At 65.4% G+C, this 25,761-nt stretch carries 19 protein-coding genes; 10 read left to right on the forward strand and 9 right to left on the reverse strand.

The window, feature by feature from the left end; translation table 11 throughout:
• Positions 1-106 precede the first annotated feature (106 nt).
• The 6 genes from ABZX12_RS20500 to fxlM all read left to right on the forward strand — a co-directional run bounded on the left by ABZX12_RS20500 (position 107) and on the right by fxlM (position 6,664).
• Positions 107-307, forward strand: coding sequence for a hypothetical protein (locus ABZX12_RS20500; RefSeq protein ID WP_355695202.1), 201 nt, complete (start codon positions 107-109; stop codon positions 305-307).
• Positions 308-389: 82 nt separating this feature from the next.
• On the forward strand, positions 390-716 hold the full coding sequence (locus tag ABZX12_RS20505; RefSeq protein ID WP_355695203.1) for a hypothetical protein: 327 nt from the start codon (positions 390-392) through the stop codon (positions 714-716).
• 213 nt (positions 717-929) lie between these two features.
• The gene (gene fxlA, locus ABZX12_RS20510) at positions 930-1,073 is read left to right on the forward strand and encodes an FxLD family lanthipeptide (RefSeq protein WP_355695205.1); all 144 of its coding nucleotides are present in this window, start codon (positions 930-932) and stop codon (positions 1,071-1,073) included.
• Positions 1,074-1,138: 65 nt separating this feature from the next.
• On the forward strand, positions 1,139-4,198 hold the full coding sequence (locus ABZX12_RS20515) for a lantibiotic dehydratase (RefSeq protein WP_355695207.1): 3,060 nt from the start codon (positions 1,139-1,141) through the stop codon (positions 4,196-4,198).
• A complete protein-coding gene (locus tag ABZX12_RS20520; RefSeq protein ID WP_355695209.1) occupies positions 4,195-5,370 on the forward strand; it encodes a lanthionine synthetase C family protein in 1,176 nt (391 codons plus the stop codon). The genes ABZX12_RS20515 and ABZX12_RS20520 overlap by 4 nt, the downstream gene beginning before the upstream one ends.
• Before the next feature lie 82 nt (positions 5,371-5,452).
• Positions 5,453-6,664, forward strand: a complete 1,212-nt coding sequence (gene fxlM / locus ABZX12_RS20525; protein WP_355695210.1) for a methyltransferase, FxLD system — start codon at positions 5,453-5,455, stop codon at positions 6,662-6,664.
• Positions 6,665-7,141: 477 nt separating this feature from the next.
• On the opposite strand, the gene ABZX12_RS20530 is transcribed toward fxlM, so the two are convergent.
• From ABZX12_RS20530 to ABZX12_RS20555, 6 genes are all read right to left on the reverse strand, one after another.
• On the reverse strand, positions 7,142-8,197 hold the full coding sequence (locus tag ABZX12_RS20530; protein WP_355695212.1) for a hypothetical protein: 1,056 nt from the start codon (positions 8,195-8,197) through the stop codon (positions 7,142-7,144).
• A gap of 76 nt (positions 8,198-8,273) precedes the next feature.
• Positions 8,274-9,884 carry a serine/threonine-protein kinase gene (locus tag ABZX12_RS20535; protein WP_355695214.1) on the reverse strand — a complete coding sequence of 537 codons (1,611 nt, stop codon included), beginning with the start codon at positions 9,882-9,884 and terminating at the stop codon, positions 8,274-8,276.
• 20 nt (positions 9,885-9,904) lie between these two features.
• Entirely contained in the window at positions 9,905-12,901 is a 2,997-nt protein-coding gene (locus ABZX12_RS20540; RefSeq protein WP_355695216.1) for a type I restriction endonuclease, read from the reverse strand.
• A 167-nt stretch (positions 12,902-13,068) separates the two neighbouring features.
• Positions 13,069-14,385 (reverse strand): restriction endonuclease subunit S, encoded by a 1,317-nt coding sequence (locus tag ABZX12_RS20545; protein ID WP_355695218.1) that lies wholly within the window; start codon positions 14,383-14,385, stop codon positions 13,069-13,071.
• The gene (locus ABZX12_RS20550; protein WP_355695220.1) at positions 14,382-16,370 is read right to left on the reverse strand and encodes a class I SAM-dependent DNA methyltransferase; all 1,989 of its coding nucleotides are present in this window, start codon (positions 16,368-16,370) and stop codon (positions 14,382-14,384) included. The genes ABZX12_RS20545 and ABZX12_RS20550 overlap by 4 nt, the downstream gene beginning before the upstream one ends.
• A gap of 95 nt (positions 16,371-16,465) precedes the next feature.
• On the reverse strand, positions 16,466-18,535 hold the full coding sequence (locus ABZX12_RS20555; protein WP_355695222.1) for an N-6 DNA methylase: 2,070 nt from the start codon (positions 18,533-18,535) through the stop codon (positions 16,466-16,468).
• 136 nt (positions 18,536-18,671) lie between these two features.
• Between ABZX12_RS20555 and ABZX12_RS20560 the strand changes: the two genes are divergently transcribed.
• Genes ABZX12_RS20560 through ABZX12_RS20570 form a run of 3 tightly spaced genes read left to right on the forward strand, consistent with a single transcriptional unit; the run spans position 18,672 to position 22,336 of the window.
• Positions 18,672-21,227, forward strand: a complete 2,556-nt coding sequence (locus ABZX12_RS20560) for an AAA family ATPase (RefSeq protein ID WP_355695224.1) — start codon at positions 18,672-18,674, stop codon at positions 21,225-21,227.
• Entirely contained in the window at positions 21,224-21,574 is a 351-nt protein-coding gene (locus ABZX12_RS20565; RefSeq protein ID WP_355695226.1) for a hypothetical protein, read from the forward strand. Before ABZX12_RS20560 ends, ABZX12_RS20565 begins: the two co-directional genes overlap by 4 nt.
• A 51-nt stretch (positions 21,575-21,625) precedes the next feature.
• Positions 21,626-22,336: a DUF4352 domain-containing protein gene (locus ABZX12_RS20570; protein ID WP_355695228.1), complete on the forward strand. Its 711-nt coding sequence runs from the start codon at positions 21,626-21,628 to the stop codon at positions 22,334-22,336.
• A gap of 159 nt (positions 22,337-22,495) precedes the next feature.
• Here the strand turns inward: ABZX12_RS20570 and ABZX12_RS20575 are convergent, their stop codons facing one another.
• The 3 genes from ABZX12_RS20575 to ABZX12_RS20585 all read right to left on the reverse strand — a co-directional run bounded on the left by ABZX12_RS20575 (position 22,496) and on the right by ABZX12_RS20585 (position 25,111).
• Positions 22,496-23,491, reverse strand: coding sequence for an SEC-C domain-containing protein (locus ABZX12_RS20575; RefSeq protein ID WP_355695230.1), 996 nt, complete (start codon positions 23,489-23,491; stop codon positions 22,496-22,498).
• A 64-nt stretch (positions 23,492-23,555) separates the two neighbouring features.
• Positions 23,556-24,200 carry a hypothetical protein gene (locus ABZX12_RS20580; RefSeq protein ID WP_355695232.1) on the reverse strand — a complete coding sequence of 215 codons (645 nt, stop codon included), beginning with the start codon at positions 24,198-24,200 and terminating at the stop codon, positions 23,556-23,558.
• A gap of 50 nt (positions 24,201-24,250) precedes the next feature.
• Positions 24,251-25,111: an alpha/beta hydrolase gene (locus ABZX12_RS20585; RefSeq protein WP_355695234.1), complete on the reverse strand. Its 861-nt coding sequence runs from the start codon at positions 25,109-25,111 to the stop codon at positions 24,251-24,253.
• 153 nt (positions 25,112-25,264) lie between these two features.
• Here ABZX12_RS20585 and ABZX12_RS20590 point away from each other — a divergent pair, with 153 nt between their 5' ends.
• Positions 25,265-25,720, forward strand: a complete 456-nt coding sequence (locus tag ABZX12_RS20590) for a hypothetical protein (RefSeq protein WP_355695235.1) — start codon at positions 25,265-25,267, stop codon at positions 25,718-25,720.
• Positions 25,721-25,761: the final 41 nt, after the last annotated feature.

Consider the following 25,761-nt stretch of genomic DNA (forward strand, 5'->3'; position numbering starts at 1 on the left):
AGAGCGAGGTGAGTTGCATGATCCCCGGCATGTGGATCCTGGTCATCGTGGCGCTGGTGGTCGCCGCGTTGATGGTTCGCGACATCGCGCGGGAGGTGCGCGGCGAATGAGCACGCTCGTGGATGCCTCGCAGCCATCGGAGCGCAGGGTGCGTGTTTGGTTCGGCGAACACGTCATTGCGGAGTACACCGCCGAGCCAGCCAAGGCGATCCGGTACCAGGCGGCCATGACTCGCCGCTTCTACAGCCTCCGCGTGACGATCGAGCCGGCCATTCCGGTGGTGAACCTAGATGCTGTCGATTCGTGAACGGCCAGCACCGCCGCGGCTGGTGGGCCCGGCTCTGGGATCGCTTGGTGGCCACCTTCCGCCGCTGGATGGAAGAGGAGCGGTGACCGACTACACCAGGCCGCTGCTCCTCGGCTACGCCCGTCGAGATCTGTATCTGTCGGCGCAGCACGTCACGGCCTTGAAGCGCGAGCTCGGCAGGTTCGCACAGCTCGAAGGCTTCGCGATGGGATCCGTCTATCTCGAAGATCCGGAGACGACACCGGCCGTGTTCCAGGCGCTGGTGGAGTCGGTCCGCCGCTACGAGATCACCACGGTAGTGCTACCGGAGTGGCGACACCTCGCATTGGTGGGCGACCCGGAGGCGGTGAAACGACAGTTCGAGCGGGTCACGGGGGCTCGCTTCGTGCTGCACGACCCCGCTCCCTGAGCTGGCGGAACCGGTGGGGAGTCGTCGCCCCCAGCCTCCCTCACGTGCAGCTGATCGTCTGCACACCCATCGGTCCCGTCACTACTGATCTCTGTCCGAGCCTTCCCCTCCCCTGTGGAGGGCTCGGACAGAGATCACACAAGCCGGCCGCCCCGGCGTTGAGAGCGAGTCAGCGCCGGGGCTGCCGTTCCATCACAACAGAGAGGAATCGAAATGGATCCGAAGCAGTCGCTCGACACCGAATTCGAGCTGGACGTCCGCGTGGTCACCGACGTCGTACCGCCGGCCAACGCCGGCTGCGCCACGGACGACGGCTGCGCTGCGTCGTGCGCGTCGAGCTGCGCCAGCGACGTCTGACGCAGTCAATCGAGGGGCCGGAGCACTGCCCCGGCCCCTCCTCCGACTCGATCACAGGAGGACTGATGGGCAACGGCGGCAGCAAGCTCCTGTACCGCCACAGCGGTGCAGCACTGCTCCGAGCGACCGTGGCATCCACAAACGATCGCCCTGATCGATGGCCCGACTTGAACGACATCGATGATTGTCGCGCCTGGCTAGACGATGTGTGGCTCGAGCCGCGCCTCACGGACGCGATCCGACATGCCAGCTCCGGACTGGCAAAGCGGGTGGACGCCATCTGCTCCGGCGAAGCCTTCTCGAGCAAACAGGTCCGGCGAGCGACTCTGTCCATCGTCCGGTACCTCCTCCGATTGACCGGTCGTCAGATGCCGTTCGGCCTGTTCTCCGGCGTCGCCCCGGTCGCCATCAACGCAAGAAGCTCCACGTGCTGGGGAGGCGGGCACCGAACGTTCGTCCGAGCAGATGCACAATGGCTCGACGACGTGGTCGATCGGCTGGAGCGGGAACCTGGAGTGCTCGGTCGGCTCAACGTTGTGTTCACGAACCTGGCAGCCCAGCGGGGCGACGACCTCGACCTACCGCACGGCACGGCACGGCTACTCATCCGTCGCACTCGACCCGTTCAAGTGATCCAAGAGCTCTGCCAATCACCGATCCAGCTCGCTACGTTGATCAGCAAGCTAGGCGAGCGATTCCCTAGCACTCCCGAGTCGAAGATCCGAGGCCTGGTCACCGACCTAGTAAAGCAACGGTTCCTGATTACGAGCCTTCGGCCGCCGATGACTGTCGCCGACCCGCTGGAGTACGTCATTCGGCAACTGCACGAAGCCGACCTTGAACCAAGCAGGAGCGAGGCTACGATCCTGAGGCGCCTCGAGGTGATCGCGGCAGAGATCGCGCGCCACAACCACCGAGACCTGAACAATGAGGACGGGACGGACATCCGAGCCGCACTGGGCGCGCAGATGCGCCAGCTGTCCAAGGCGGGTAGAACACCACTTGCCGCTGACGTTCGCCTCGACTGCGAGGTACAAGTTCCCAAGCATGTTGCCGAAGAGCTGAGCTACGCGGCGACGGCACTGATGCGACTCACACGCCAGCCAACCGGCTCCGCGGTTTGGCGCGACTACTACATGGCCTTCTGCGACAGGTACGGCATCAACGCGTTGGTGCCGCTCAGCGATGTCGTCAATCCGGAGACCGGGCTCGGCTTGCCTGCCACCTATCCCGGCAGCACGGCGACATCCAATCCGAGTGGTCTCTCAGAGCGCGACGAACGACTGCTCGCCCTCGCCTGGGGCACCATGGCTGACAACAACCCGGAACTCGTTCTGACTGACCAGGTGATCCGAAGCCTCGCGGTCGGTGACCCGTCAGTCGAGCGGCCTATCCCGCCGCACGTCGAATTGGCTGCCCAGATTCGTGCGAAGTCGACCGATGCGCTCGATCGCGGCGACTACACACTCGTCGTCCACCCTGGGCGCTCGGCCGGGACCTTCACATCTCGCCTGGCGTATCTGGTGCCTGAGGGCGGACTTCAGGACGTCTATCGAGGTGTCCCCACAGCTGTTGACGGCGCTTTGCCAGTCCAGTTGTCTTATCCGCCGACATTCACCCACGCAGAGAACATCAGCCGAGTGCCTGCTCACGTCCCGCACGTCCTGTCGCTCGGCGAGCACCGCAGCGACAACACCAACACGATTCCGCTCGATGATCTGGCCGTGACTGCTACCCGAGACAACCTCTACCTCGTCAGCATCTCTCAGCGGCGAGTCGTCGAACCGCAGTCCTTTCACGCGCTCGCGATCGAGAAGCAGTCGCCACCGATCGCCCGCCTGCTAGGTCACCTGACTCAAAGCCTGGGCGCGGCCTGGCATCGGTTCGATTGGGGGCCGGCCGCTCGGCAGCTGCCCTACCTTCCACGAGTACGTTACCGACGAGCGGTTCTGTCACCGGCTACCTGGCGGATCGGGGCCGACGACTTGTCGTCATCCACCAACGACGCCATCTGGCGAGCATCTCTTGAAGACTGGCGGGCGCGGTGGGCCTGCCCAGCAACGGTCGAGCTGCAGGACGCCGACCGGTCGCTGCCCGTCACCCTGACCGAACCAGCCCACGCCGCCATCGTGCGTTCTCAGGTCGCACAGCACGGCGTCGTCGTACTTACCGAGACCGCGCAAGCCGGCGATTTTGGCTGGATCGGCGGCTACGCGCACGACATCGCGATGCCGCTTGAAACGACCAGGCCGCCCGCACGACCTCCGGCGGCAGCAACGAGCGGCACAGTCACGACATGCGACCACGGCCAGCTCGCTGCATCCGCAGAGGCTCGGTGGCTGTACCTCAAACTCCACACTCACCCCGAGCAGATGGACAACCTGATCACCACTGAGCTTCCGAGACTGCTCAGTGAGATCGATCATCCCGACTACTGGTTCGCGCGTTACCGCAGTCCGCGAGAGACGGACCATGTGCGATTGCGTCTTCGAGTGCAGAACGCAGAACAAAGTACGAGGTTGCTCGTAGCAACTAGCAGGTGGGCTGAACATCTTCGAGACGAGAGCAAGATCGGGCGGCTGGTTGTAGATACCTACTACCCAGAAAACGGCCGTTACGGTGGCGGCACCGCAATGCTCGCAGCTGAGGCGGTCTTCGTCGCCGACTCGCGTCTCGTCGCCGCGCAGCTGCAATACCTTCCACGAACCGTCGTCGATCCGAGCGTCCTCGCCGCGGTGAACGTGCTCGGCACCCTCGACGGCTTCTTTGGGAACCTCGCAGCGGCCTGCGGCTGGCTGACCAACAACCGACCGCCCCTCGACGCGCTTGCCGACCGCCGGCTTACCGAGTCGGTCATCAAGCTGACACGGGCCGGTCTCCCCGCCAGCATCCCAGGCTGGAACACCGAGTTGACGAGCACCTGGCAAGAGCGTGCCGATGCCCTGGCGAACTACCGAACGCTGCTGTCCGACACAGGGCGGATCAACGACGTTCTCGAATCACTCCTGCACATGCATCACAACCGCGCGATGGGGATCGACCGAGACGGTGAGGCTGTGTGTCGGCGTCTAGCCCGCCAATGCGCGATCGCCTGGAATGCGCGAATCGCACGGGTAGCCCAATGACAGCGACTGCGAGGCAATTCACATCAGCCATCGCGAGACATTCCATTGGACGCGGCACAGCTGGGCAAGCCCTCCTCCATATCGAACGGGCTCGTATCGGCCGCGGCAGCTGGCGACAGGCCCATGAGCACATCGTCAAAATGACTGGCGCGCCTGTCGCAGCTCATACCGAGAGCAGCCTGTTCGAGGGCGCGCCGGCGGTTGCCTACGTCTTGGCGACAGCCAACCAGGCTCCGTATGAACCAGCGCTCGCAACCCTCGACAGATACATCGACGAACTCACGCGAGAGCGGCTCCGACGTGCACACCGCCGCATTGAAAGCGGGTTGCTACCAGGACTGCGCGAGTTCGACCTGATCAGTGGACTGACTGGACTTGGCGTGTACCAACTCCGCCGGCACAGCGGCGGTGACGTCCTCCACCAGGTGCTGGAATACCTCGTGCGGCTCTGCGAACCACTCGCCGTCGACGACCGAGCCCTGCCTGGGTGGTGGACCGCCAACGACATTGCGGATCACCTCTCGGAGATTTGGCCGGGCGGCCACGGCAATCTGGCCATCGCACACGGCATCTCGGGCCCCCTCGCCCTGATGGCGATTGCCGCGCGACGCGGCGTCGATGTCCCGGGACAGCTCGAGGCGATCGAGAGCATCTGCTCTTGGCTTGACCACTGGCAACAGGGCGACGGAGAGACCGCATGGTGGCCTGGGACCGTCACCAAACGCGAGTTCGACAGCGATCAGCTCCAACAGGCGGGGCCGCAGCGACCCTCGTGGTGTTATGGCACCGCTGGTATTGCCCGCGCTCAGCAGCTGGCTGGACTGGCACTCAACGACCTCAGACGCCAGCGCCACGCAGAAGCAACTTTGCTGGGTTGCATCGCCGATGCCGCTCAGCTGAGTCAACTCAGCGATGCGACCCTCTGCCACGGGTGGGCGGGGCTGGTACAGGCCACCAAGCGAGTCGCCGCCGATGCCGGCGCACGGAGCCCGCTGACGGCGAAGCTACCCGAGCTGACTCAACGGTTCGAAAAGCTCGCGCCCCGTGATGCATCAATGCACCGCGCCGAACTGCTGGAAGGCAGCACCGGCGTCCGCCTGGTTCAAATCTCTGCCGCATCAACTGATGAGTCCACGTCGGACTGGGATGCCTGCCTGCTGCTCAACGGCTGACAGCGTCCCGGACGAACTGTCCGTCCGCCCAACTACGATCAACCCGCCGCCATCCAAGGCCCGGGCTCCACGAAAGGCAACGATGAACACCATCACCAGCAAGCCGGAGGTCTTGCGCGCCGCCATGGTCGACCACATCAAGGCAGTCGGCCATGCCACGAGTCCGGCAGTCGAACAGGCGATGCGCACCGTTCCGCGGCACGACTTTGTTCCCGGAGCCACCGTCGAAGACGCTTACGCCGACATTGCGGTCATCACCAAGCGCGCCAGCGATGGCTCCGCCCTGAGCTGCGCGTCCGTGCCCACGGTCGTTGCGATGATGCTCGACCAACTCCAGGTCCAACCCGGTAACCGCATCCTGGAGATCGGCGCGGGCACCGGGTACAACGCCGCTCTGCTCGCTCAGCTAACTGGTCCTGGTGGCGCCGTGACCACCGTCGATATCGACTCCGAGGTCACCGCGGGCGCCCGCAGCGGTCTGAACGCCACCGGCAACGAGCACATCGAGGTCATCACGCGCGACGGACCGCTTGGCGCTCCTGAGAACGCACCGTATGACCGGATTATCTTCACTGTCGGCGCGTGGGACCTGGCACCAGCCTTTTGGGAGCAGTTGGCTCCGGGAGGCCGCTTGGTTGTGCCGCTGCGTTGGCGCGGCCAGACGCGCAGTGTGGCGTTCGTCCGGGACGGTGATGCCCTGGTATCGGACTCGATGGAACTGTGCGGTTTCGTCCCCATGCTCGGGCAAGAGGGCGAGCGGAGCGGCTCCATCGACGCAGACGGGCTCGTGACGTTGTTCTGGGACATTGACCAAACGATCGACGCCACAAGACTGACCGGCGCCCTCGACCAGACCAAAGAGACGATCTGGTCCGACGTCATGGTCGGATCAGAGGAACCCTTCGACGGCATCTGGCTGCGGATCACCGGCCACGACAGCCGCATCTGCCGTATCTCTGCCGACCGCGCCGCTGTGGAAGCCGGCCTGTGCACCCCCGCCATCCCGATCCGCAGCCCAGCGCTGGTCGAGGATGACAGCCTGGCGTACCTCGCCATCCGGAAAGTCGAGCAGCGCAGCTACGAGCTAGGCGCCATCGGGCACGGCACGTACGGCGCCCATCTCGCCAGACAGCTCTGCGACGAGATTGAAGCCTGGAACCACGACCGCAACGCCCGGCCGTGTGTTCGCGCGTATCCGGCCGGCACGCCCACATCAGCAATCCCGTTCGACCAATCGCTGAACCACGAGGTAATTCAGAAGTCCGCGTCGCGACTGGTTGTCAGCGTGGACTGAGTCGAGCTGTTAAGGAGTTGTCCACAGGTGTAGCTCGGGGCCGCACGTCTGTGCGGCCTGGAGGCCCACGCCTGTCTCGCTCTCGTCTACCACGCAGATGACGAACCCGCATGTGCGCTGCGCTCCAGGCCGCCCAAGCCGCCGGACATGACGGCGTCTACGCGATTGCCTCGGCGAGCGACACCTAGCCGAGACGACCTGCCAAGGGGTACTCGCGAACGAGTTGTCCACGGCATCATCCACCGCCACTCCGGGGCTGCTCGAGCTAACTCCCCAAGCGGTCAGTCATCTGCCGCTTCCTCCACCGCTCCCACTCACCGAATGGCAGACCATGACCGACCGACCATGCTCAGGAGCTCCTCGCCACGATCGGCAACGCGATGGCCCGGTCAGCCTTCCCAGGATGGGAAGAAGCCGAACTGAAGATCACCGGCGCAGGGCCTTTGTCGGGGACGACCAACGCCGCGGACGGCTCTGTCAATCGCAAGACTGTCGATCGCGCTCGATCCCGAGCCGGCCATGGAAGTCAACGATGGTGTTCGCGACGTGGTTGCTCGACTGCACCACCTCCCGGGAGTTGGTCGGGTGCAGCAGAACCTTGTTGTTGGCGGTGCCGGCGGCCGCATCCATTCGCGCCATCAGATGCTCAGTACTTCGCGATATGAGGTCCAACCGGTTGTTACGGGCGGCACGGAGTGCGAGCCGATGCCGGTCCAGTTCGTCCGGGGACGCATCCAGCACTCGGTCGAGCTCGAGCACGGCGATCGCGTCTTGTAGTTGGAAGCAGCGTGCCAGAACGGCGAGCCATTCCTGAACCTTCAGCTCGGCATCTTTGGTCGACTTCGCGAGCTCACCGATCTTGGCAGCGCGCTCCGTCTTCTCCGCGAGTGCATCGAGTTGACGCAACGCGTAGGCCTGGGTTCGTGCGATGGTCATCGTAGTGGCCTGAATCTTCGACCAGGTGACCTCGGAGACGCGTCCGACCTGTTCTCGGATGGTCATGGCCTCCTCGATCACGAAGTCCACGCCGATCATGTCCGCCAACACAGCGTCCTGCTGAGCGCGGAGTACGTCGTCGAGCTTCTTGTCGATTGTGGCGAGGTAGTCCGTGATCTCATCCATGGCCTGCTGCATCGCAAGCTGCGCCATGATCCCCGCTGCACCAGCCAGCACCGCCGGGTTGGTTAGAAGTGTCCCGGGGCCCTTCGCGAATTCGACGAATCCTTTGATCTGCCCATGGCTTCCCTTCAGGGCGCCTGTACTGAGCCCTGTCTTCGAGCTGCGTCTCAGCCCGTGCTTCTGCACAAGCTGCGCGGACTCCTTCGTCAGCTTCACCCAGCGACCTGAGTTGGCCGCGATCTCGGAGCCTGCCTGTGCAACTCCAGCCCCCGCACTGAGGACGGACCCGAGCCGCTGCAACCCGAGGTCCTCTGATGGCAGTCCTTCAGAGACCAGAAAACGTTCGACAGCCGCCGGGTCACCGACCACTGCCAGCCCATCACCGTCACTGATCAGCTGAATCTCGTCATCCATCATCGGCTCCTGACTATCGGCAAGGAACATAGCTCTTCGAAGGTGAGGCTGGTGGCGAGTCCGCGGCCGTCTGGGCTCACTCACCGGATTCGTTCTGCAAGCGGCTCATCAGCGCCGCAATCTCGACGGTCAGATCGTCGGTCTCACCGAGACGATCCGCGGCCTCTCGGAACAGTTCGCGCAGCTCCTGACGAGCCTGCGAATCCTGTCCCACGCCCAGTCGAAGGCGAACGAGGCTCAATCTCAGATCCAGATATTCACGCCCTTGCGGATTGAGACGCTCGTAGGCCCTCACGATCGCCTCGAGTTCGGTCAGTGCGCGTGCTGACTCGCCGAGGGCGACACGACAAACGGCCGCCTGCCGCCGATAGTCCAGCGCCTCCTCGCTGTCCGGCCCGTCGAGTTTCGCCACCGTTGCGGCTAAGGCGTCGAACTCCGGCGCAGCCTTGCGGTAGTCGCCGCCGAGGAACAGCGCCGCGGCACGCCTGATCCGCAGGTCGACCACCGCTCCGCTGTCGCGCCCGTACGCCGACACCGCGCCTGGAAGTACTTCGCTGAGCAGGTCGGACGCCTGGGTGAACCGCTCCTCGTCGATCAAGGACTCTGCCTGATCCAGCACCCCTTCGAGATCTTCGGCAGTGACTGCGGGAGCGGGTAGGACCGCCCGCTCCGTGGGCATCGTGGGCTCCGGCCGCTCGACGGGTCGCGGCCGTGGCGCTGCCGGGCGGCGATACGGGCGCGTCGGATCCGGTACGGCGCCGGCGGGCAGCTCGCCGTCCGGCGTACTTCTGTCGATCGCAGGCAGCAGCGGAGCAAGCCGGTCGTACACTGCCCATGCGTTCTCCGGCCGATCGCCGGGATGTTTGGCCAGCAGGTCGAGTACGAGGCGCTCGAGTTCGGCGGGAATCTCGGGATCCAGCTCCCGCAGCGGTTGCGGGTCGTCCTCGAGATGCTGGTACATCAGCGCTATCTCGTCGTCGGCGTCGAAGGCCCGCTGACCGCTGAGCATCTCGTGCAGTAGACAGCCGAGTGCGTAGAGATCGCTCTGCGGAGTGATCGGGAGGTTCCTGATCTGCTCCGGCGACATGTATGGCTTGGTGCCGACCACACGTCCGGTCGAGGTGAGCTTGGTGACGTCGCTCCGCAGCAGCGCCGCGATACCGAAGTCCAGCACCTTCACCACGCCGGCGCGGTCGATCATGACGTTGCCGGGCTTCAGATCCCGATGAACGATCGGCACCGCGTGGGCGTAACTCAATACGGAACAGACCTGCGCACCGACAGACGCGGCCCACGGCACGGACAGCGAGCCTTGCTCCGCCAGTACGTCGGACACCGAGACGCCGTGGACCAGTTGCATGACGATGAAGAGCTGATCAGTCGATCCGTCGAACGCCGCATCGTACACAGCCGGTACGCCGGGATGCTCGACCTTGGCTGTCACCCGAGCCTCACGCCGGAACCGCCCGACCAACTCCTCACGATCCTCGTCGGACGCCACGATCTGAGGACGAATCAGCTTGACCGCGATATCACGGTCGAGCACAGTGTCGTACCCCCGCCAAACCTCCCCCATCCCCCCGTGTTTGAGCGGCGCGGTCAACTCGTACCGACCGGCAACGACCCTCGACTGCTCAGGCACGCCTCTCCTCCCAGACCTCACCGGACAGTCCGCCGGCGGCTCCATGCCCCGTCCATCCGCGTGGATCAGGTTTCCGGCAGGTTGTGGCGGCGGCGGATCATGCGGTACGCCGCCTTGCGGGCTTCGCGGGTCAGGCGGCCTTGGAACTCCTCGTCGGAGAAGTACTTCTCGGTGAACTTCGTGTCCGCCTCAGCACGCTCGACCATGATGTCCTGGAAACGCTTGTTGAACGGCAGCTCGAAGTCGCCCTCGTTGCGGCTCGCGAGCGCAGCCTGCTGCAGATCCGGATCCTCGATCGCCGCGGTGACGCGCTCCTCGTACATGAGCTTGTCGGCCTCGCTAAGTCCCAGGCCGTAACGGTTGTTGAAGTCCTCGATGAGCTCCGACAACAGTGCCGTCTTGGGATCCCGGACGATGCAGGTGCCACCGTCGTCGAACCCGGGCAACACCTGCTCCCCCTCGGGCTCGAGACTGACGTCGTGCTCGCCGGTCTTGCTGACCCGGAGATGCGTGAGATCGATGTCGCCGATGTCCAGACTCGGGCTACGGCGCTGCGGCAGCCGGTTGAGCAGGTGCTTGCCGTACAGGTAGAGGCGTTCGAGCTCGCGGTCGGTGAACTGCATGACCTGCGCGAGGAAACCGTACTTGCGGACATAGTCGGACAGATCGCTGCGGAACAGCTCGGCCGCCTCGCGATCCTCCGACGTCAGGCGGTTGAACCGGTCGACCGCCGGATCGATGTGCTTGTACAGATCCGCGTGCTTACGCTCCCAGCTGCGGCCGCCGTCCTCGATCGCCGAACTCGGCTGGGAGGACAGGTATGCCTCGGCGAACGAATCCAGCTCCGACTCAAGGATCAGTTGGTGATCCATGACAGCCCGCTGCTTCAAGTACAGCAGGTTCGGATCGACCGGGGTCGTGACCGCTTCCTCGTAGTACGGCTTGAACGCCTTCTGGATGTCCTCGGCCTCGTTCGCGAAGTCCAGAACGAACAGGTCGTCCTGGCTCTTCAGCGGGTGAGTGCGGTTGAGCCGCGACAACGTCTGTACGGCGGCGACGCTGGCCAATGGCTTCTCGACGTACATCGTCGTCAGCAGCGGCTGGTCGAACCCAGTCTGGTACTTGTCGGCGACAACCAGGATCCGGTACTCCTTACGTCCTTGCTCACCGTTCTTGGTGTCCGTCCGGGACTTGGCGTTCGGGTCGTCCGCACGGGTGTAGGCGAACGCATCCGGCAGCTCACTCTCGGACAGTCCATTGATCCTAGACTCGGTGAACTCGTCTCCGTCGATCGTCAGACTCCCGGAGAACGCAACCAGGACTCCGGGGTCGGCGATGCTCAGGTCGTCGATCTTGCTGCGGAGTGCCTGGTACATCCGGAAGGCGGCCTCCCGCGAACGGGTCACGACCATTGCCTTCGCGCGGCCGCCCAGCTGGCGGCGAGTGTTGGCTTGAAAGTGCCGAAGGATGATCTCGGCGTGAGCTTGCAGCGTGGCAGGGTCCGCGTAGACAAGGCGAGCCAATTCGCTGCCGGCCTTGTCCGGGTTGACCTCGATGTTCTCGGCGCCTTCCTTCGCGACCCGCCAGTACGTCTGGTACGTCGTGTAGTTCCGGAGTGCGTCGAGGATGAAGCCCTCCTCGATCGCCTGCCGCATCGAATAGATGTGGAACGCTCGCTTGTTGCCAAGGGCATCATCGATGCCGAACAACTGCAGCGTCTTGTCCTTCGGCGTCGCGGTGAAGGCGAAGTACGACAGGTTCGGGTGCCGGCCGCGCGCCATCGCCGACGAGGTCAGCGGATCGTCGTCGTCACCGGCTTCCTCCGCGCCTAGACCGCGCAGTACCTTCTTCAGCTTCGTCACCGAATCACCGGACTGACCCGAGTGCGCCTCGTCCACAATCACCGCGATGCGCTTGTCCGCCAGACTCGAGACGCCTTCGAGGACGTATGGGAAGGTCTGCACGGTGACGATGACGATCTTCGTCGCAGTGTTAGCCAGCGCCCTGGCGACCTCACCCGACTTCGATCCGCCGATACCGGTGATGCGCTCGACCACTCCCGGCGTGTGGTCGAACTGATAAATCGTGTCCTGCAGCTGCTTGTCCAGCACCGAGCGGTCGGTGATCACGACAACCTTGTGGAAGACCGGCTCGTTCGCCGCTATCCGCCTGTCGCGCACTGCCTCGTCATCCAGGCTGCCCGGCTCGGCCGAACCGTGCAGGGTCGACAATCGGTGCGCGAGCCAGGCGATCGTGTTCGACTTACCGGAGCCCGCCGAGTGCATGACGAGGTAGTTGTTGCCGGAACCGTGGCGGGCGGCGTGCTCGGTGAGCCGGCGTACGGCGTGCCACTGGTGATAACGCGGGAAGATCAACGGGCGGTCATGGACGCTGGCCCGCCCGTTTGATCGTCCGCGTGAGCGCGAGGTCGTCGGGTCTTCCACGTGGAGGAACCGCTTCAGCAGATCGAGCCAGTTGTCGAACTGCCAGGTCTCCTCCCAGAGATACGCCGTTCGGTACCCGGACCCGTCGCTGTCCACGACTGGGTTGCCGGCACCACCGATGTTGCCCGGGCCGCCCGTGCCTTGGTTGAACGGAAGGAAGACGGTGTCCTTGCCGCGCAGACGAGTCGTGACGAAGACGAGCTCCGGGTCGACCGCGAAATGCACCAGCGCCCGGCGCGCGAACAGCAACTCCTTCGGGTCGCGATCGTTGCGGTACTGCTCCTTGGCGTGCTCGACGGTCTGTCCGGTGAGCGGGTTCTTCAGTTCGGCGGTCGCGAGCGGGATGCCGTTGACGAACAGCGCCAGGTCGAGGGCCTTGGTCGAGTTCGCGCCGTACCGCAGCTGGCGAGTCACGGACAGCCGGTTCTGCTGGTACTCCGCGAGCGCATCCTCCGCGACGGTATGCGCTGGCCGGAAGTATGCGAGCCGGATCCGAACCCCACGATCCTTGATCCCGTTCCGCAACACATCAAGCACGCCGCGCTGGTCAATCTCCTTCGCGACAACTCTCGTGAGATCCCGCTCCGCAACAGCCAGGTCACCCCCCGCAAACTGCACCAGCCTTTCCCAAGCCTCCGGCTGCACCGCCTGTACAAACGGCATCAACTGCCCCGGATCAAGCCCAAGCTCCGGGTCGTAGGTGTCAGCCCACCCCTTCAGCCAGCCCGCAGCAAGGAGGGCCCCCTCCACAGCGTCCTCAAACGCCAACTCCGAATGCACCCGACTCACGAGAACCCACCTCCCCTCGCAGTTGTCACATCAATCTGCCCAGTCACCGCGGCGGCTATGAGCGCCTGCCGTCGCTCGCGAAGTAGCGTCACCCGCTCGCGTAGCAGAGATGTAGCGCGCTCGGTCGCGCTCTGCTCGAGCTCCAACCGGCGGACAATCGACTCCTGCCTGCGCGGCGGCGGTGCTGGGATAACAAGCGACTTAATCAGCTCAGCACTCAAATTCGGCTGCCCCGCACCGGACGCGAGCTGGATAATGCCCGCCTTATGCGCACGGAACCAGTAGAATGCGAAACGCGGGAGAACCTCGCCAGGATTCGACAGGACGCAGCATGCTTGATTAACGGCAGCAGCCATCTCAAGCAGGCCTACACGCCCTTTCGTGGCACCCGCGCCATACATCGCAATCACGAGCGACCCAGCAGGATGCACAACTAAAGACGGTATCTCCACTGTCGCGCGATGGGTCACCTTGCTTCGTGTGTCGGAGATTACCGCATCACGGACATCCGTACTGGTGACCCAGTATTGGTCGCCATTACGATAATATTCGAGGCGTTCAGACGGGGGCGTCGTCCCACTCCCGACTGCGAATATTCGACTGATCCGGTGCAGCGACCAATCTGCGCTAACATATGGCATCCACGCTATTCCCGTCGCTTTGACGTCAGTTGGCGAATCGCAGGTCGTCGCCACCCGCATTACTTCCTGAAGATGCTCAGCCAACGCAACGATCTGCCGCTCCGAGCGAGCCACGAGAGCATCGATCCGTGCTACCTCCGAATCGAGAAAGTCGGCGATGCGTCGCTGCTCCTCAATCGGCGGAAGTGGTACGGGCGCCTCGCTAAATCGCTCCCTACTCAGCTCGATTTGATTTGTCGCACCGAGCGACAAGGCTGCGAAGATTAGATCTTGGAATGGCGTCGACGCAAGCCAGTAGTACCCAAAGCGCGGCCAGAGAACATCGCGGCGCGTTCTTGTTATCGTAACGTGCCCGTCCGCCATGCACGCACGATTATCGGGACTACGCTGAAAGTATCCAATACGCCCGAGGGTCCCGGTCCCAGTGGAATTGACGAGAATATCCCCTGCGAGCAGATATCCACGCAGCTTCGCCGGATCTCCGCTGTGCGAGTGAAACCGTGTCCTGCTCCAGTCGAGTCCGCCAGACTGGTTCGCTGCCTGGCTGATCGCTCTAACCGGCCCATCATCAACGTAGTCAGGCGCAGTTCCGCGATTTAAGAAGGATATGCAGTCTTTGAGGCGGGCAGCCCGCCATTCAGTTGGGAGCTCGGCGCCCAGAACCTGGGTCATGACGTCACCTCGCCGAGGAGCTTCTGGATCTCGGATTCGAGTTCGCGGAGTTCGGCGTCGATTTCGGCGAGGGGGCGCGGTGGGGTGTAGACATAGAAGTGGCGGGTGAAGGGGATTTCGTAGCCGATCTTGGTCTTGGTGTGGTCGATCCAGGCGCCTGGGACATGTGGGAGTACCTCACGTTCGAGGTAGGCGGCGATGTCCTCTTCGAGTGGCACGTTCTCGTAGTCGCGGAGCTCCGGGTCGGGTTCGGGTTGGCCCTTCTTGAGTTGGACCTCGCCTTCGGGGTCGCGGACCGAGATGGCGGTCCAGACTGCCTTGTCGACAGGCGCCGGCAGTTTGCCGAGGTCAGAGACGGTGGATCGGAGCGTGGCGGCGAACTCGGTCTTCTTGTAGGACGGTTCCTTGCCCACAAGGGTTCGCAGAGCAGCCAGTAGAGCGTCGCGGTCTTCGTACTTCGACGTTGTCTTGCCGGACTTGAGGGTGAGTTCGAGGTCGGTGAGGGTCTCGTCGGTTACTTCGAAGCGGAGCTTGAGGGGGCGCTCGACGGTGATGCGGTGGTAGCCGAAGTCCTCGTTGCGGAAGACCTTCACCTTGCCGTGGAGTTCGTGGTCCGGGTTGCTGGCGATCGGGAGCGCGTCGGCGTACAGGCGCTGGATCTCGTCGATCTGCTCATCGGTGATGTACTTCCGCTTGTCGCCGAGCGACTTCCGCATCTTCGCCCAGTACTCGCGCGCGTCCAGCAGCACGACCTTGCCGCGATGCGCGGGCGCCTTGCGGTTCGTCAGGATCCAGAAGTACGTCGAGATACCCGTGTTGTAGAAGAGCTGATCCGGCAGCGCGACGACCGCCTCGAGCCAGTCGTTCTCGAGAATCCACTGACGGATCTTCGACTCGCCGGACTCGGCCGCGCCGGTGAACAGCGGCGACCCATTGAAGACGATCGCGAGCCGACTGCCACCCTCACCGACCGGACGCATCTTCGAGATCATGTGCTGCAGGAACAACAGCGACCCGTCGTTGATCCGCGGCAGACCGGCCCGGAAACGGTTCTGCCCGCGGTTTCCGTTGGCTTCGTCAACGATCTCGGCCTGGGCCTTCTTCCACTCCACCCCGAACGGCGGATTGGACAGCATGTAGTCGAACGTCTCGTGTTCCAGCTGGTCGTTGGTGAACGAGTTGCCGAGCTTGATGTTGTCCGGGTTCTGGTTCTTGATCATCAGGTCGGAGCGGCAGATCGCCCAGGACTCCGGGTTCAGTTCCTGTCCGAACGAGAAAACCTGGCCCGCGGTGTTGTGCGAGAGGATGAAGTCCTCCGCCGCCGTCAGCATGCCGCCGGTGCCGCAGGCCGGGTCGTACACCCTGCGGCTCGCCCCCGGCACCTGCAGGTCGGCGAGGTCGGGAGCGATCAGCAGACCGGCCATCAGCTTGATGACCTCGCGCGGCGTGAAGTGCTCACCAGCGGTCTCGTTCGAGTCTTCGGCGAACTTCCTGATCAGCTCCTCGAAGACGTACCCCATCTCGTGGTTCGACACCTGATTCGGATGGAGGTCGACGTCCGCGAAGCGTGCCACGACGAGGTGCAGAAGGCCGGCGTCCGACAGATAGGCGACCTGCTCGGCGAAGCGGAACTTCTCGAAGACCGCCTGCGCGTTCGGCGAGAACCCGTTGACGTACGCGGTCAGGTTCGCGACGGCGTCGTCGGGCGCATTCGCGACCGAGGTCAGCGTCAGTTTGGTGAGGTTGTAGAAGCTCTGCCCTGACTGCCTGGTCAGGAACCGAGTGGGATCGACCGTGCGCCCGGCCCACTTCTGAGCCTCGTTCAGCACCGCGTCACGCGTCGGCTCCAGAACACACTCGAGGCGTCGCAGGACCGTGAACGGGAGGATGACCTTGCCGTAGTCCGACCTTTTGTAGTCCCCCCTCAGCAGGTCGGCCACCTGCCAGATCAAGTTCGCCAGATTCTTCGGCGTGGTGTCACTCACCGGATTCCCTCTCCCCTGTCTTTCATGTCGTCAGCTCATCGTCGGCGCGCTCCGCACCGTTACAGCGGAACTCACGATGATCACACACTGTCATCTCACGCATCGTTCTGTGGCACAAGGGCCCCTCGCGTCAGTGCCGCGGAGAGGTCCCTCACCAGGCGGTGAGTCTCCTCCGCCGCCTGGTCCACCATCGCGTCGAACTCGGCCAAGCGCCGGAACGCTTCGCCGTACCGTCGCTGCTCCTCGATCGGCAGCAAAGGAACCTGCAGTCGTTTGAGGTTGACCCGGACGATGTCGCGTGTCCCGGAGGACTGCCGCGTCGCTTCGCGGCGGTTGCTGGGAGCCGTCAACATTCCCGCCAGGAACCACGGATCGACGGTTGCCGGATCGGCTCGAACGAGGCTCACATGCTGACCGAGCCGTACGCCGACCTGCTCGGCCGTCGCGACCCGCGCGACCACGGACGATCCGATCGCCGGCACGAGGACGTCACCGGCTTCGATCCGTACGGCGGTCCCGGGCGCCCGGCCACTTGGACCGCCACCCCGAACCACATCGCCGCCGGTCAGACCAGGTTCGGATGCGCCGTCGGCATCGACGTTCAACCGGGAGTACCCGCGGACGATCTCGACAGCGCCGTTCCGTACGAGCTCCTCCAAAGTCAGGCTGCGTGCCTCCGACAGGACGGGCTGGTCCGCAGCCGCAAGCGCCGGACTGTGCTCAGCGACGTCGCGCAGTCGTCCGAGCACCTGCTTCTCCGAGGCCAGCAACTCCGACGGATCGACGGGCAGGTCATCAGGTACGGCAAGCCGGCGACCGGGCGTGAGGTCTACCTCCTCGTCGAGCAGGTCGATCACCTGGACGAGCTTCACCTGTCCCGGCTGTTCCTCGACCGATGCCGGATCACGCCCGTACGACCGCCAGGCAGCCGTCGCCAGCTCACTCACCACCTCCGCCGTCGCCGGTTGGACCCGGGAGGCATCGACCATCAGCACGCGCTCGGCGACGTACCCATCAACCGGCCGTTGCAGCAGCCACAAATGCAAGCCGACCGACGTCGCCGGCAGCAGGCCTGACGGCAGGGCGATCACGGCGCGCACTGCGCCGCGACGCAGCAGTTCCCCGCGAATTCGACGGCCGGCCGACCGCCACGCTGCGGTGGGCGGCATCAGCAGGATCGCCTGACCACCGGGCCGCAGATGAGCCAAAGCGTCTTGCACCCACGCCAACTCGGGTTCGGTCCGCGGGGGAAGTCCGCCGTACTCCCAACGTGGATCGAAGGCCAGCTGGTCGTCGGCCCAGTCGTGCAGACCGAACGGCGGATTGGAGGCGACGAGATCGACCCGCTGTCCTGGAAAGGCGTCCGCCCGCAGTGAATCCCCGATCCGGACGACTGCCGAGTGATTCTTCGCCGTGAGCATGAGCCGGATCTGCGCGATGCATGCCGCCGCTGGATCGAGATCCTGGCCGAGGACCCGTACGTCGGGTGCGCTGCGAGCCGCCTCCACCAACAAGGACCCAGTGCCACAGGCTGCGTCCATCACGTCCGCGATTTGCTGCTCTGGACCAGATATGAACGACAGCATCAGGCGCGCGACGGGTAGCGGCGTCACGTAGTCGGAGGTCGCACCTCGCATCCGGAGGTACTGGGCGTAGAAGCGCTCGAAGATCTCCACCGGATCGCCGTCCACCGCGGCGACGGCGGAGAGCACGGTCGACTGCCAGGGCAGCCAGGCATGGGGCATCTCGGCGCGGAACAGCTTCTCGGCCTCGCCGCTCGCCGTACCGGCCGAAGCTGCGAGCGCACTCGGTGATGGCACGGCACTCGCCCCGTCGCCCGCGACCGATCGATGGAACAGCAGCAGGCCCGCGAGCCACAGCGCCATCCCTAGATCCGGGCCGCCGGTGGCCGCCGCGATCTCCCGCCAGGCCCGATCGGGCCCGCTGACTTCCGGCAGCTTCCCCTGAGCCCGCAGCCACTGCTCGACGGCGGCCAGGTCGAAAGACGGACTGGTCGGCGTCCCCCCGATCGGCTCGGGGAAATCGGCGTACCGCTTGCGCCAGTTACTCACTGCGGCCCGGCCGACGCCCGCGAGGCGCGCGATACCGACCGAGGACACAGTTCCCGCCGCCCCGTCGGCGCTGCCGGTATCCGGTCGATCCATGGTCACCTCCCCACTGTTGGTGGCTCGACTCTAACCGAATCCCCGGGCCGTGTACACAAGCTTGCAGATATTCTCTGTTGACATTGTTCACAGAATCTAGTCTCATGATCTCGTTCACAAACCGAGGGGGATGCACATGACGGACATCAGGTCCGACGGACAGCCGGCGACGCCGGGGGACGAGTCGGTCGTCGACACGGTCGTTGTGCTGGCCGATGAGGATGCGGCGCTGACCGACCGCCAGAAGATGCTGGTCCTGGCCGCGATGGAGAGCGCGGGGGCGCTCGCGGACGAGTTCGGCGCCGACGCCGAGCCGAGCGCGGGGAGTACGCCCGAGGCGGGGAACCCGCCCGCGTCGATGCCGGAGATCGAGCCGGTGATGGAGACGGCAGCGGGGACGGCTGCGGGGACGCGGGCGGCTACGCAGACGGAGGCGGCACCGGAACCTGTCGGGGCGTTCCTGACCTCGATCACGGTGGCCGGATTTCGCGGGATCGGCCCGGAGGCGCGCCTCGAGCTGCAGCCCGGACCGGGCCTGACCGTCGTCGCCGGCCGCAACGGTTCGGGGAAGTCGAGCTTCTCCGAGGCGCTCGAGTTCGCCCTGACCGGCGAAAGCTACCGCTGGAAAGGCAAGAAGACGTTCTGGACGGAGTCGTGGCGCAACCTGCACCAGCTCCAGAGCACACGCATCCGGATCGCCCTTGCCGAGGAAGGCCACGGGCGTACGGAGATCGGCGTCGACTGGGCCGCGACGAGCGGCCTCAAGGACGCAAAGGTGTGGACCCAGCGGCACGGCAAGAGGCGGACGTCCGGTGTCGACTCACTCGGCTGGACCAAGGCGCTGGAGCTGTACCGCCCGATCCTCTCGTACGACGAACTCAGCCAGCGTCTCGAGGGAACTCCGACCGATCTGTACCGATCCCTCGAGAGCATCCTCGGACTCGACCAGATCGCCGACGGCATCGACCGGCTCGCAGCCCAGGTCAAAGAACTCAAGGCCGGCGCGGACAATGCCAACGCAACCAAGAATGCACTCAAGGCGAAGTTGGAGCCGATCGACGACGATCGCGCGCGGACGGTCATCGGCCAGCTCACCAAGCTGAAGCCGGACCTGGGCCTGGTGACAAGGACGGCGCTGAGCTCCGTCCCGGCCGACGGAGTCGGTGAGCAACTCCGCGCCCTCAGCGAGATGGCCGTGCCGGACCGGCAGGCGGTCGAATCCGCGGCCGACGAACTCCTCAAGGCTGTCCAGCGGCTGGCCGAACTCGCGACCGACGCATCCGAGCACGCCGACACTCGGAGCCGGCTGATCGAGGCGGCACTGGCCTTTCACAGCCGGCACGGAGACCAGGTTTGCCCAGTGTGCGACGGCAACCTGCTCGACGTGGAGTGGCATCGGCGGGCTGAGGCCGACCTCGCCGCGGACCGCGCGTCGCTCGACGCACTGCGGACCGCTCGCCGGAATCTCGAAGTACGAGGGTCGGCGGCGCGCGGGCTGCTCGACGTACCGATCCTGCCGACGGAGGACGACGTACTAGGGCTGGCGACGCTCGACGAGGCGCGCGGTGTCCTGAAGACGTGGCGGGACGCGCCTGCGTCGGACGCCGAACTGGCGCGTCATCTCGGGACGACCATCGCGCCAGTCGTCGATGTTCTGGCCCGGTTGCGCGACGAAGCGGCGGCGAAGCTGCGCGAACGCGACGACGATTGGCAGGAGGTCGCCGGCGAGGTGCTGACGTGGGTCAAGCTCCGGCGCACCGCCGACGCGATCAAGGAGGACCTGGGCGACGCCAAGAAGGCGCACACCTGGCTCAAGGACAACGCGGCGCAACTGCGGAATCAGCGGCTTGAGCCGCTCGCCGAGAAGGCCAAGTGGATCTGGAGCCACCTCCGCAAGGAGAGCAATATCGACCTCGACACCATCACGTTGTCCGGTCAGCGCCGGATGGGCGCCGTCAAGCTCGCGGCGCGCGTCGACGGCGAGCCGACCGAGGCGCTGCCGGTGATGAGCCAGGGCGAGCTCAACGCGGTCGCGCTGGCTCTGTTCTTGCCGCGGGCGACCTTGGCGGCCAGTCCTCTACGGTTCGTTGTCCTGGACGACCCGGTCCAAGCGATGGATCCGGCGAAGGTCGACGGGTTGACCGAGGTGCTGGTCGAGTACGCGAAGGATCGGCAGGTGGTCGTGTTCTCGCACGACGACCGGTTGACCGAATCGGTACGTCGTACGGCGCCGGACGCGAGGATCGTCCAGGTCGAGCGCGGCGCCAGCTCCACGGTTCACGTGGTGCCGTGCAAGTCGCCGGCGGAGCGCTACGTCAAGGACGTCAGCGATCTGCTGGCCGACAAGGAAGTGCCTTCTGAGGTGCTCGGCAAGGCCATCCCGGCGTACGTCCGGCTCGCGGTCGAGGCTGCGGCTCATCAGGTCTACTTCGCCGACCAGCTGACCAAGGGGACGCCTCGGAAGCAGGTCGAGGCCGCGTGGGACTCGGCAACGACGACGAGCAACCGCGTAGCGCTCGCCGTTTACGGCACGGCGTCCGCCAGGATCGACCGGTGGCAGCAACCTCCGCACCGGAACCGGACGCTCGCGATTAGCCGCAAGGGCGTGCACTGCGGCTTGGCCGGGTCGGCTGACGCCGCAGTCCGCGACCTCCGCCGGACGGTCGACGACATCCTGGGACGTGAGAGATGAGCGACGAGCTCGAGTACGTCCGGACCATTCTCGACGGTAATCGCGCCGCGACACCGGCGTGGACGAGGATTGCGGCCTTCCTCATCAGGCAGGCGCTCGAGGCCGAGGTGGAGAGCTACTGCCTGCAGCTCGTCGGGAGTTTGCAGCACCCGGTCCGGATGCGATCGAGGCTCACGGTCCTGCACGCGCTCGACCCGACGGAGTTCCACCGCACGGCGGAGTACGCGTGGAACGCGCTGAGCCGGGCTTGTCATCACCACGCCTACGAACTGGCGCCGACTCTCTCGGAGCTACGGCACCTGCACTCGAAGGTCGCAGGTCTCGCAGCGATGCGGGCCGCCGCCTGACTGTCCTGACTCACCACTACTCAACACACCGAAGCATTTGGGGGGACAACCATGTCTCAGTATCCGCAAGACCAGCAGTACCGACCTGACCTGCCGCCGGAGCCGCCGGTCAAGAAGCGGCACACAGTGCGCAACATCGTGATCGTGGTGACGGCGGCGTTCGTCGTGTTCGCGGGCGGTTGTGCCGCCGTACTGGCAAACGGGCTCAACGAAGCGACGAGGGAGAGCACGGCAACCAAAGCCGAGGCGCCGGCGACCGCTTCGTCACCATTGCCGTCGCAGACATCCGCGGCGGCGACCGAGCCTCCCGCGAGCGCGGAGCCTACGGCTACCCCGACCGATGAGGATCGGGTTGCGAAGGTCGGGGCGACGCAGTGGTTCAAGTACAGCGACGGGATGAAGGTTCAGGTCACCAGCCTGAAGCGGTACCGGATCGGCCAGTACGCCGCCGGCGGGAAGCCCGGTGACGTCGGAGTCATCGTCACCGTGACGCTTCAGAACGGCTCCACGAACACGTTCGACACCGGACTGGTCGACGTGAAGCTCGCCAGCGGGCCGAACGGGGATCAGGCCGAATCGGTCTTCGACACGGACCAGAAACTGGGCGGCGGGTTCGAGGGCTCGATCCTTCCGGGCAAGAAGAAGACCGCCCGGTACGGCTTCGCGATCCCGAAGGCGAACGCGTCCTCGACGCTGCAGATCGAGATCGCGCCCGGCTGGGACTACGAGGGCAGCCACTTCGAGGGCTCGTTGTCGAAGTGACTCAAGGCCAGAAGACCGGCTCTGCGGAGGGAGAGAGCCGGTCTTCTGCCCGCGCGGATCGGACCGGCTTGCGCGCAAGGGAACGTCGGCCAGCCACTGATCACCGGCAAACCGAAGCCCCCGTGGTCAGAAACGGCGAATGCGTCGGGTGCGGTCTGGCTAGGAGCGTGGGAGGCAGCACTTCTTGTACTTGCTGGTTGAACCGCACCAGCAGGGGTCGTTTCGGCCGGGGGGCCAGCTGACCTCGGCGGAGCCGTCCTGCACGAGGGAATCGCTGTAGGCCTGAAGCACGTCTCCGTCCAGCTGCACGCTGTCGGTTGCCGTGGCGAACGCCGCGAGGCCATCGGCCGAACCGGCCACGGCCGCCAAGCGGACCGCGCCGTGCTCGGCGAAGAGTTTGAAGTCTCGCTCTGTCATTGCTCGATGCTCGTCCCACGTCGCGCCACAGTCGACGGCCAGATTCGGCCAGCGGCTGAGGGCTTCGTCGTACTCCGGCCTTGGCAAGAACATCAAGACCTGCCCGTCGCCGTCGTCTGCCTCCCCCAGCGCATCCAGCAACTCGTCCGCCAGGTCGTCGCGATCGTCGTGCGGCAGTTCAAGCTCGTGCCGCACAGCATGGCGAGCCTGGAGGAGTTCGAAGGCCACCATCGCGACCTCGTCGGACGACGAGGCCGTAGGTTCGGACTCCAGTTCATCGTGACGCCGGAGAGCAACGTCGAGTGCCTCCGTCAGCCAGGCCTCGGCGGTTTCCGCTCGACCATGCGACACGAGCACGTCGCTGAGATAAGTCGCGGCCTCGGAGTCCTCAGTCAACTGGTCACGCAGAAGCGAGAGTTGCGTCATCGCCTCCTCGTCGCGGCCGGCGAGAAACAGCACGTCCGCGCGAACCGCCATCGGGTAGCACGCTGACTCGTTGCCGGATCGCTCGTAGGCTTCGATACCGCGCTCTGCCAAGGCGATCGCGGCATCTGGCTCGCCGGCATCAGCGGTGATCTCGGCCGCGACGATCAAGGCGTACGAGGTGTCAGCATCGTCTTTCAGACGGCCGTGCTCGACAGCATCGACCAAGGAAGCCGCGAGTAACTCGGGCGACTCGCTGTCGACCGCCTCCTCCGCGATGCGATCGATGTCTTCCGTCGACAACACGCTGTTCATGCGCACACCCCACGGTATCAGCGTCGTCGAAAGCAGACCTACTGCGAGGACGGCGCGCAGAAGATCAGTAGTGCCAGTAGTTGCGGCCGTCGGTGTTCCACTCCAGAGGGACTGTGGTGCGGTTCGTGAAGGCCATGCCCAGGCCCTCGGCGAGCTCGACGGTGCGGGTGAGCTGCAGGGAGAAGGCGTGCTGGTTGTCGTCCCACCACTGCTCGTACTGGGTGATGCAGGTGCGGCCGGCGTAGCACGGGTTGGAGCAGGGATGCGGCGGTAGCCACTTCTGGAGGTGGCGGAAGTTGACTGTGGTGGAGCCGCCGGAAGACTCGATGGTGCCGATGGCGTCCAGGCAGTAGCCGGTGGTTGGGATGGTCCACTTCACGTAGTGCTGGCGGCCGCCGTCGGACGGGAGGGGCTGCATGTCGGTGCAGTTCGGGTCGCCGAGGGATTCGGTGGTGACGCGTTGGATCTGCGTGAGCGGGCGGCCGGCGCCGTCGTTGTAGCCCTCGAGGAGGACCCAGTCGCCGTCGTGGACGAAGTGCTCCGCGGAGGCGGGCGGCCAGACTTCCGGGTCGCCCCAGGAGATGTCGGACTCGGTCGCGCTCAGCGGAGTCCAGGCCCACTGACCGGCCGCGGTGCCGCCGGCGAAGTACTGGCCGGCGGCCTTCTCGAACATCAATGAGTACTGCGCATACGTTTCCGGTGCAGGCACCGTCAACAAACTGACTACCAGAACGAGCGCTTTGATCACAGAGCGCTACTTTAGCCGAGCACCTCGCGGAGCTTGGCGGCGAACTCCTCGGGCTTGCCGGGCTGGCCGTATTCGTTGCCGAGGAAGCCGCCGTGGTTGCTCGGGAACACGACGGGCGTCAGACCGAGCCGCTCGGCGGCGGCCTTTCCGCCGCGGCCCGCGAGGGCGTTGTGCGACTCCTCGCCGACGCCGACCACGATGCGGTCCCGGACCTTGCCCAGGGCGTCGAAGTCGGGCTGGTACGACGTACAGCCGCGCAGGTTCTGCCCGAGCAGCGCGTCCGTGCGTGACCCGTCGTCCTCAGCCGGCAGGCCGAACATCGCGGGATCCGGCGCGGGCTGCTGCGTGTAGTCGGCGGGGATCTCGCCGTCGTACATGACCAGCGCGATGAACTTCGCCATGCCCGGCCCGAGGCCGTCGCGCTGGTAGGTCTCGTACATGTCCGCGATCGCGGCCTGCGCGCTCTGGTGGTCCGGGATGATCCCGGCGAGCGGCGGCTCGTGCGCGACCAGCGTGTTGATCAGGTCGGGGCGACGGGCGGCCAGCGCCAGTGCGTTCACCGCGCCGCCGCTGCTCGCGAAGATGTCGACCGGCCCGACGTCCAGGTGGTCGATCAACGCGGCGAGGTCGGCCGCGTGGTCCTCCGGCGACAGCTCGGTCAGCTCGCCGTCACGGACGCTGCGCTCGACGCCTCGCGGGTCGTACGTCACCACAGCCCGGTCCTCGAAGTACGACGCCAGCGTCGGGAACCCGCTGGCGCCCATCGGCGACCCGATGATCAACAGCACCGGCCGCTGCGCCAGGTCCCCACGAACGTCGTACGTCAACGTCGCCCCGGGTACGTCGAGCGTCCGGGTCACAGGCTCCGTCATCACATCTCCCCAAAGGTCCGGCCCACCCCCATTGGTCGGCCCTACCGGGAGCCTAAACCGTCCGGATTCCCCGGGACAGAAGAGTGATCCGTGAAAGCGGGCTGAAAGCCGGTGCGCCTTTACTGCGATGGACATCAAACTCGGGAGGGATCAATGCAGACCACGACGAAGCACCGCAGAACCGCACGCGCATTGGCCGCGGCAGGGGCCACCCTGGCCACCACAGCCGCCGTCGGCATCGCCACGGCATCCACGGCCGACGCGGCCACCTGCAATGCCGGCAGCGCCTGCGTCTACCAGACGCTGTCCAACGGCTCCAGCAGTCTCCGGTACCAGAACGCCGGCAACGCGACCATCTCGCTCACCACCGGCCCCTACGGCGGCTGGGTCTGGAACAACGGAGTCCGCTACCCCGGCGCCGACCACATCACGCTGACCACGACCTACAAGGGCAACCGCTGGAGGATCTGCCTGCATTACGGCCCCGCCGACCACAACCAGGGCACCGGCAAGACCACCGCGGCCTGGCTACAGCCCACTGAGGTCGTGACCGGTTGGCGATGGCGAGGCGAGTGCGCTGCCGGCGAGGACACCTGGCGCACGTACTGACGGACAGCCTTCGGTGGTTCCGCCCAGAGCGGAACCACCGG

This window comes from Kribbella sp. NPDC003505 (genome assembly GCF_040610875.1).
In the GTDB taxonomy this organism is placed as follows: domain Bacteria; phylum Actinomycetota; class Actinomycetes; order Propionibacteriales; family Kribbellaceae; genus Kribbella.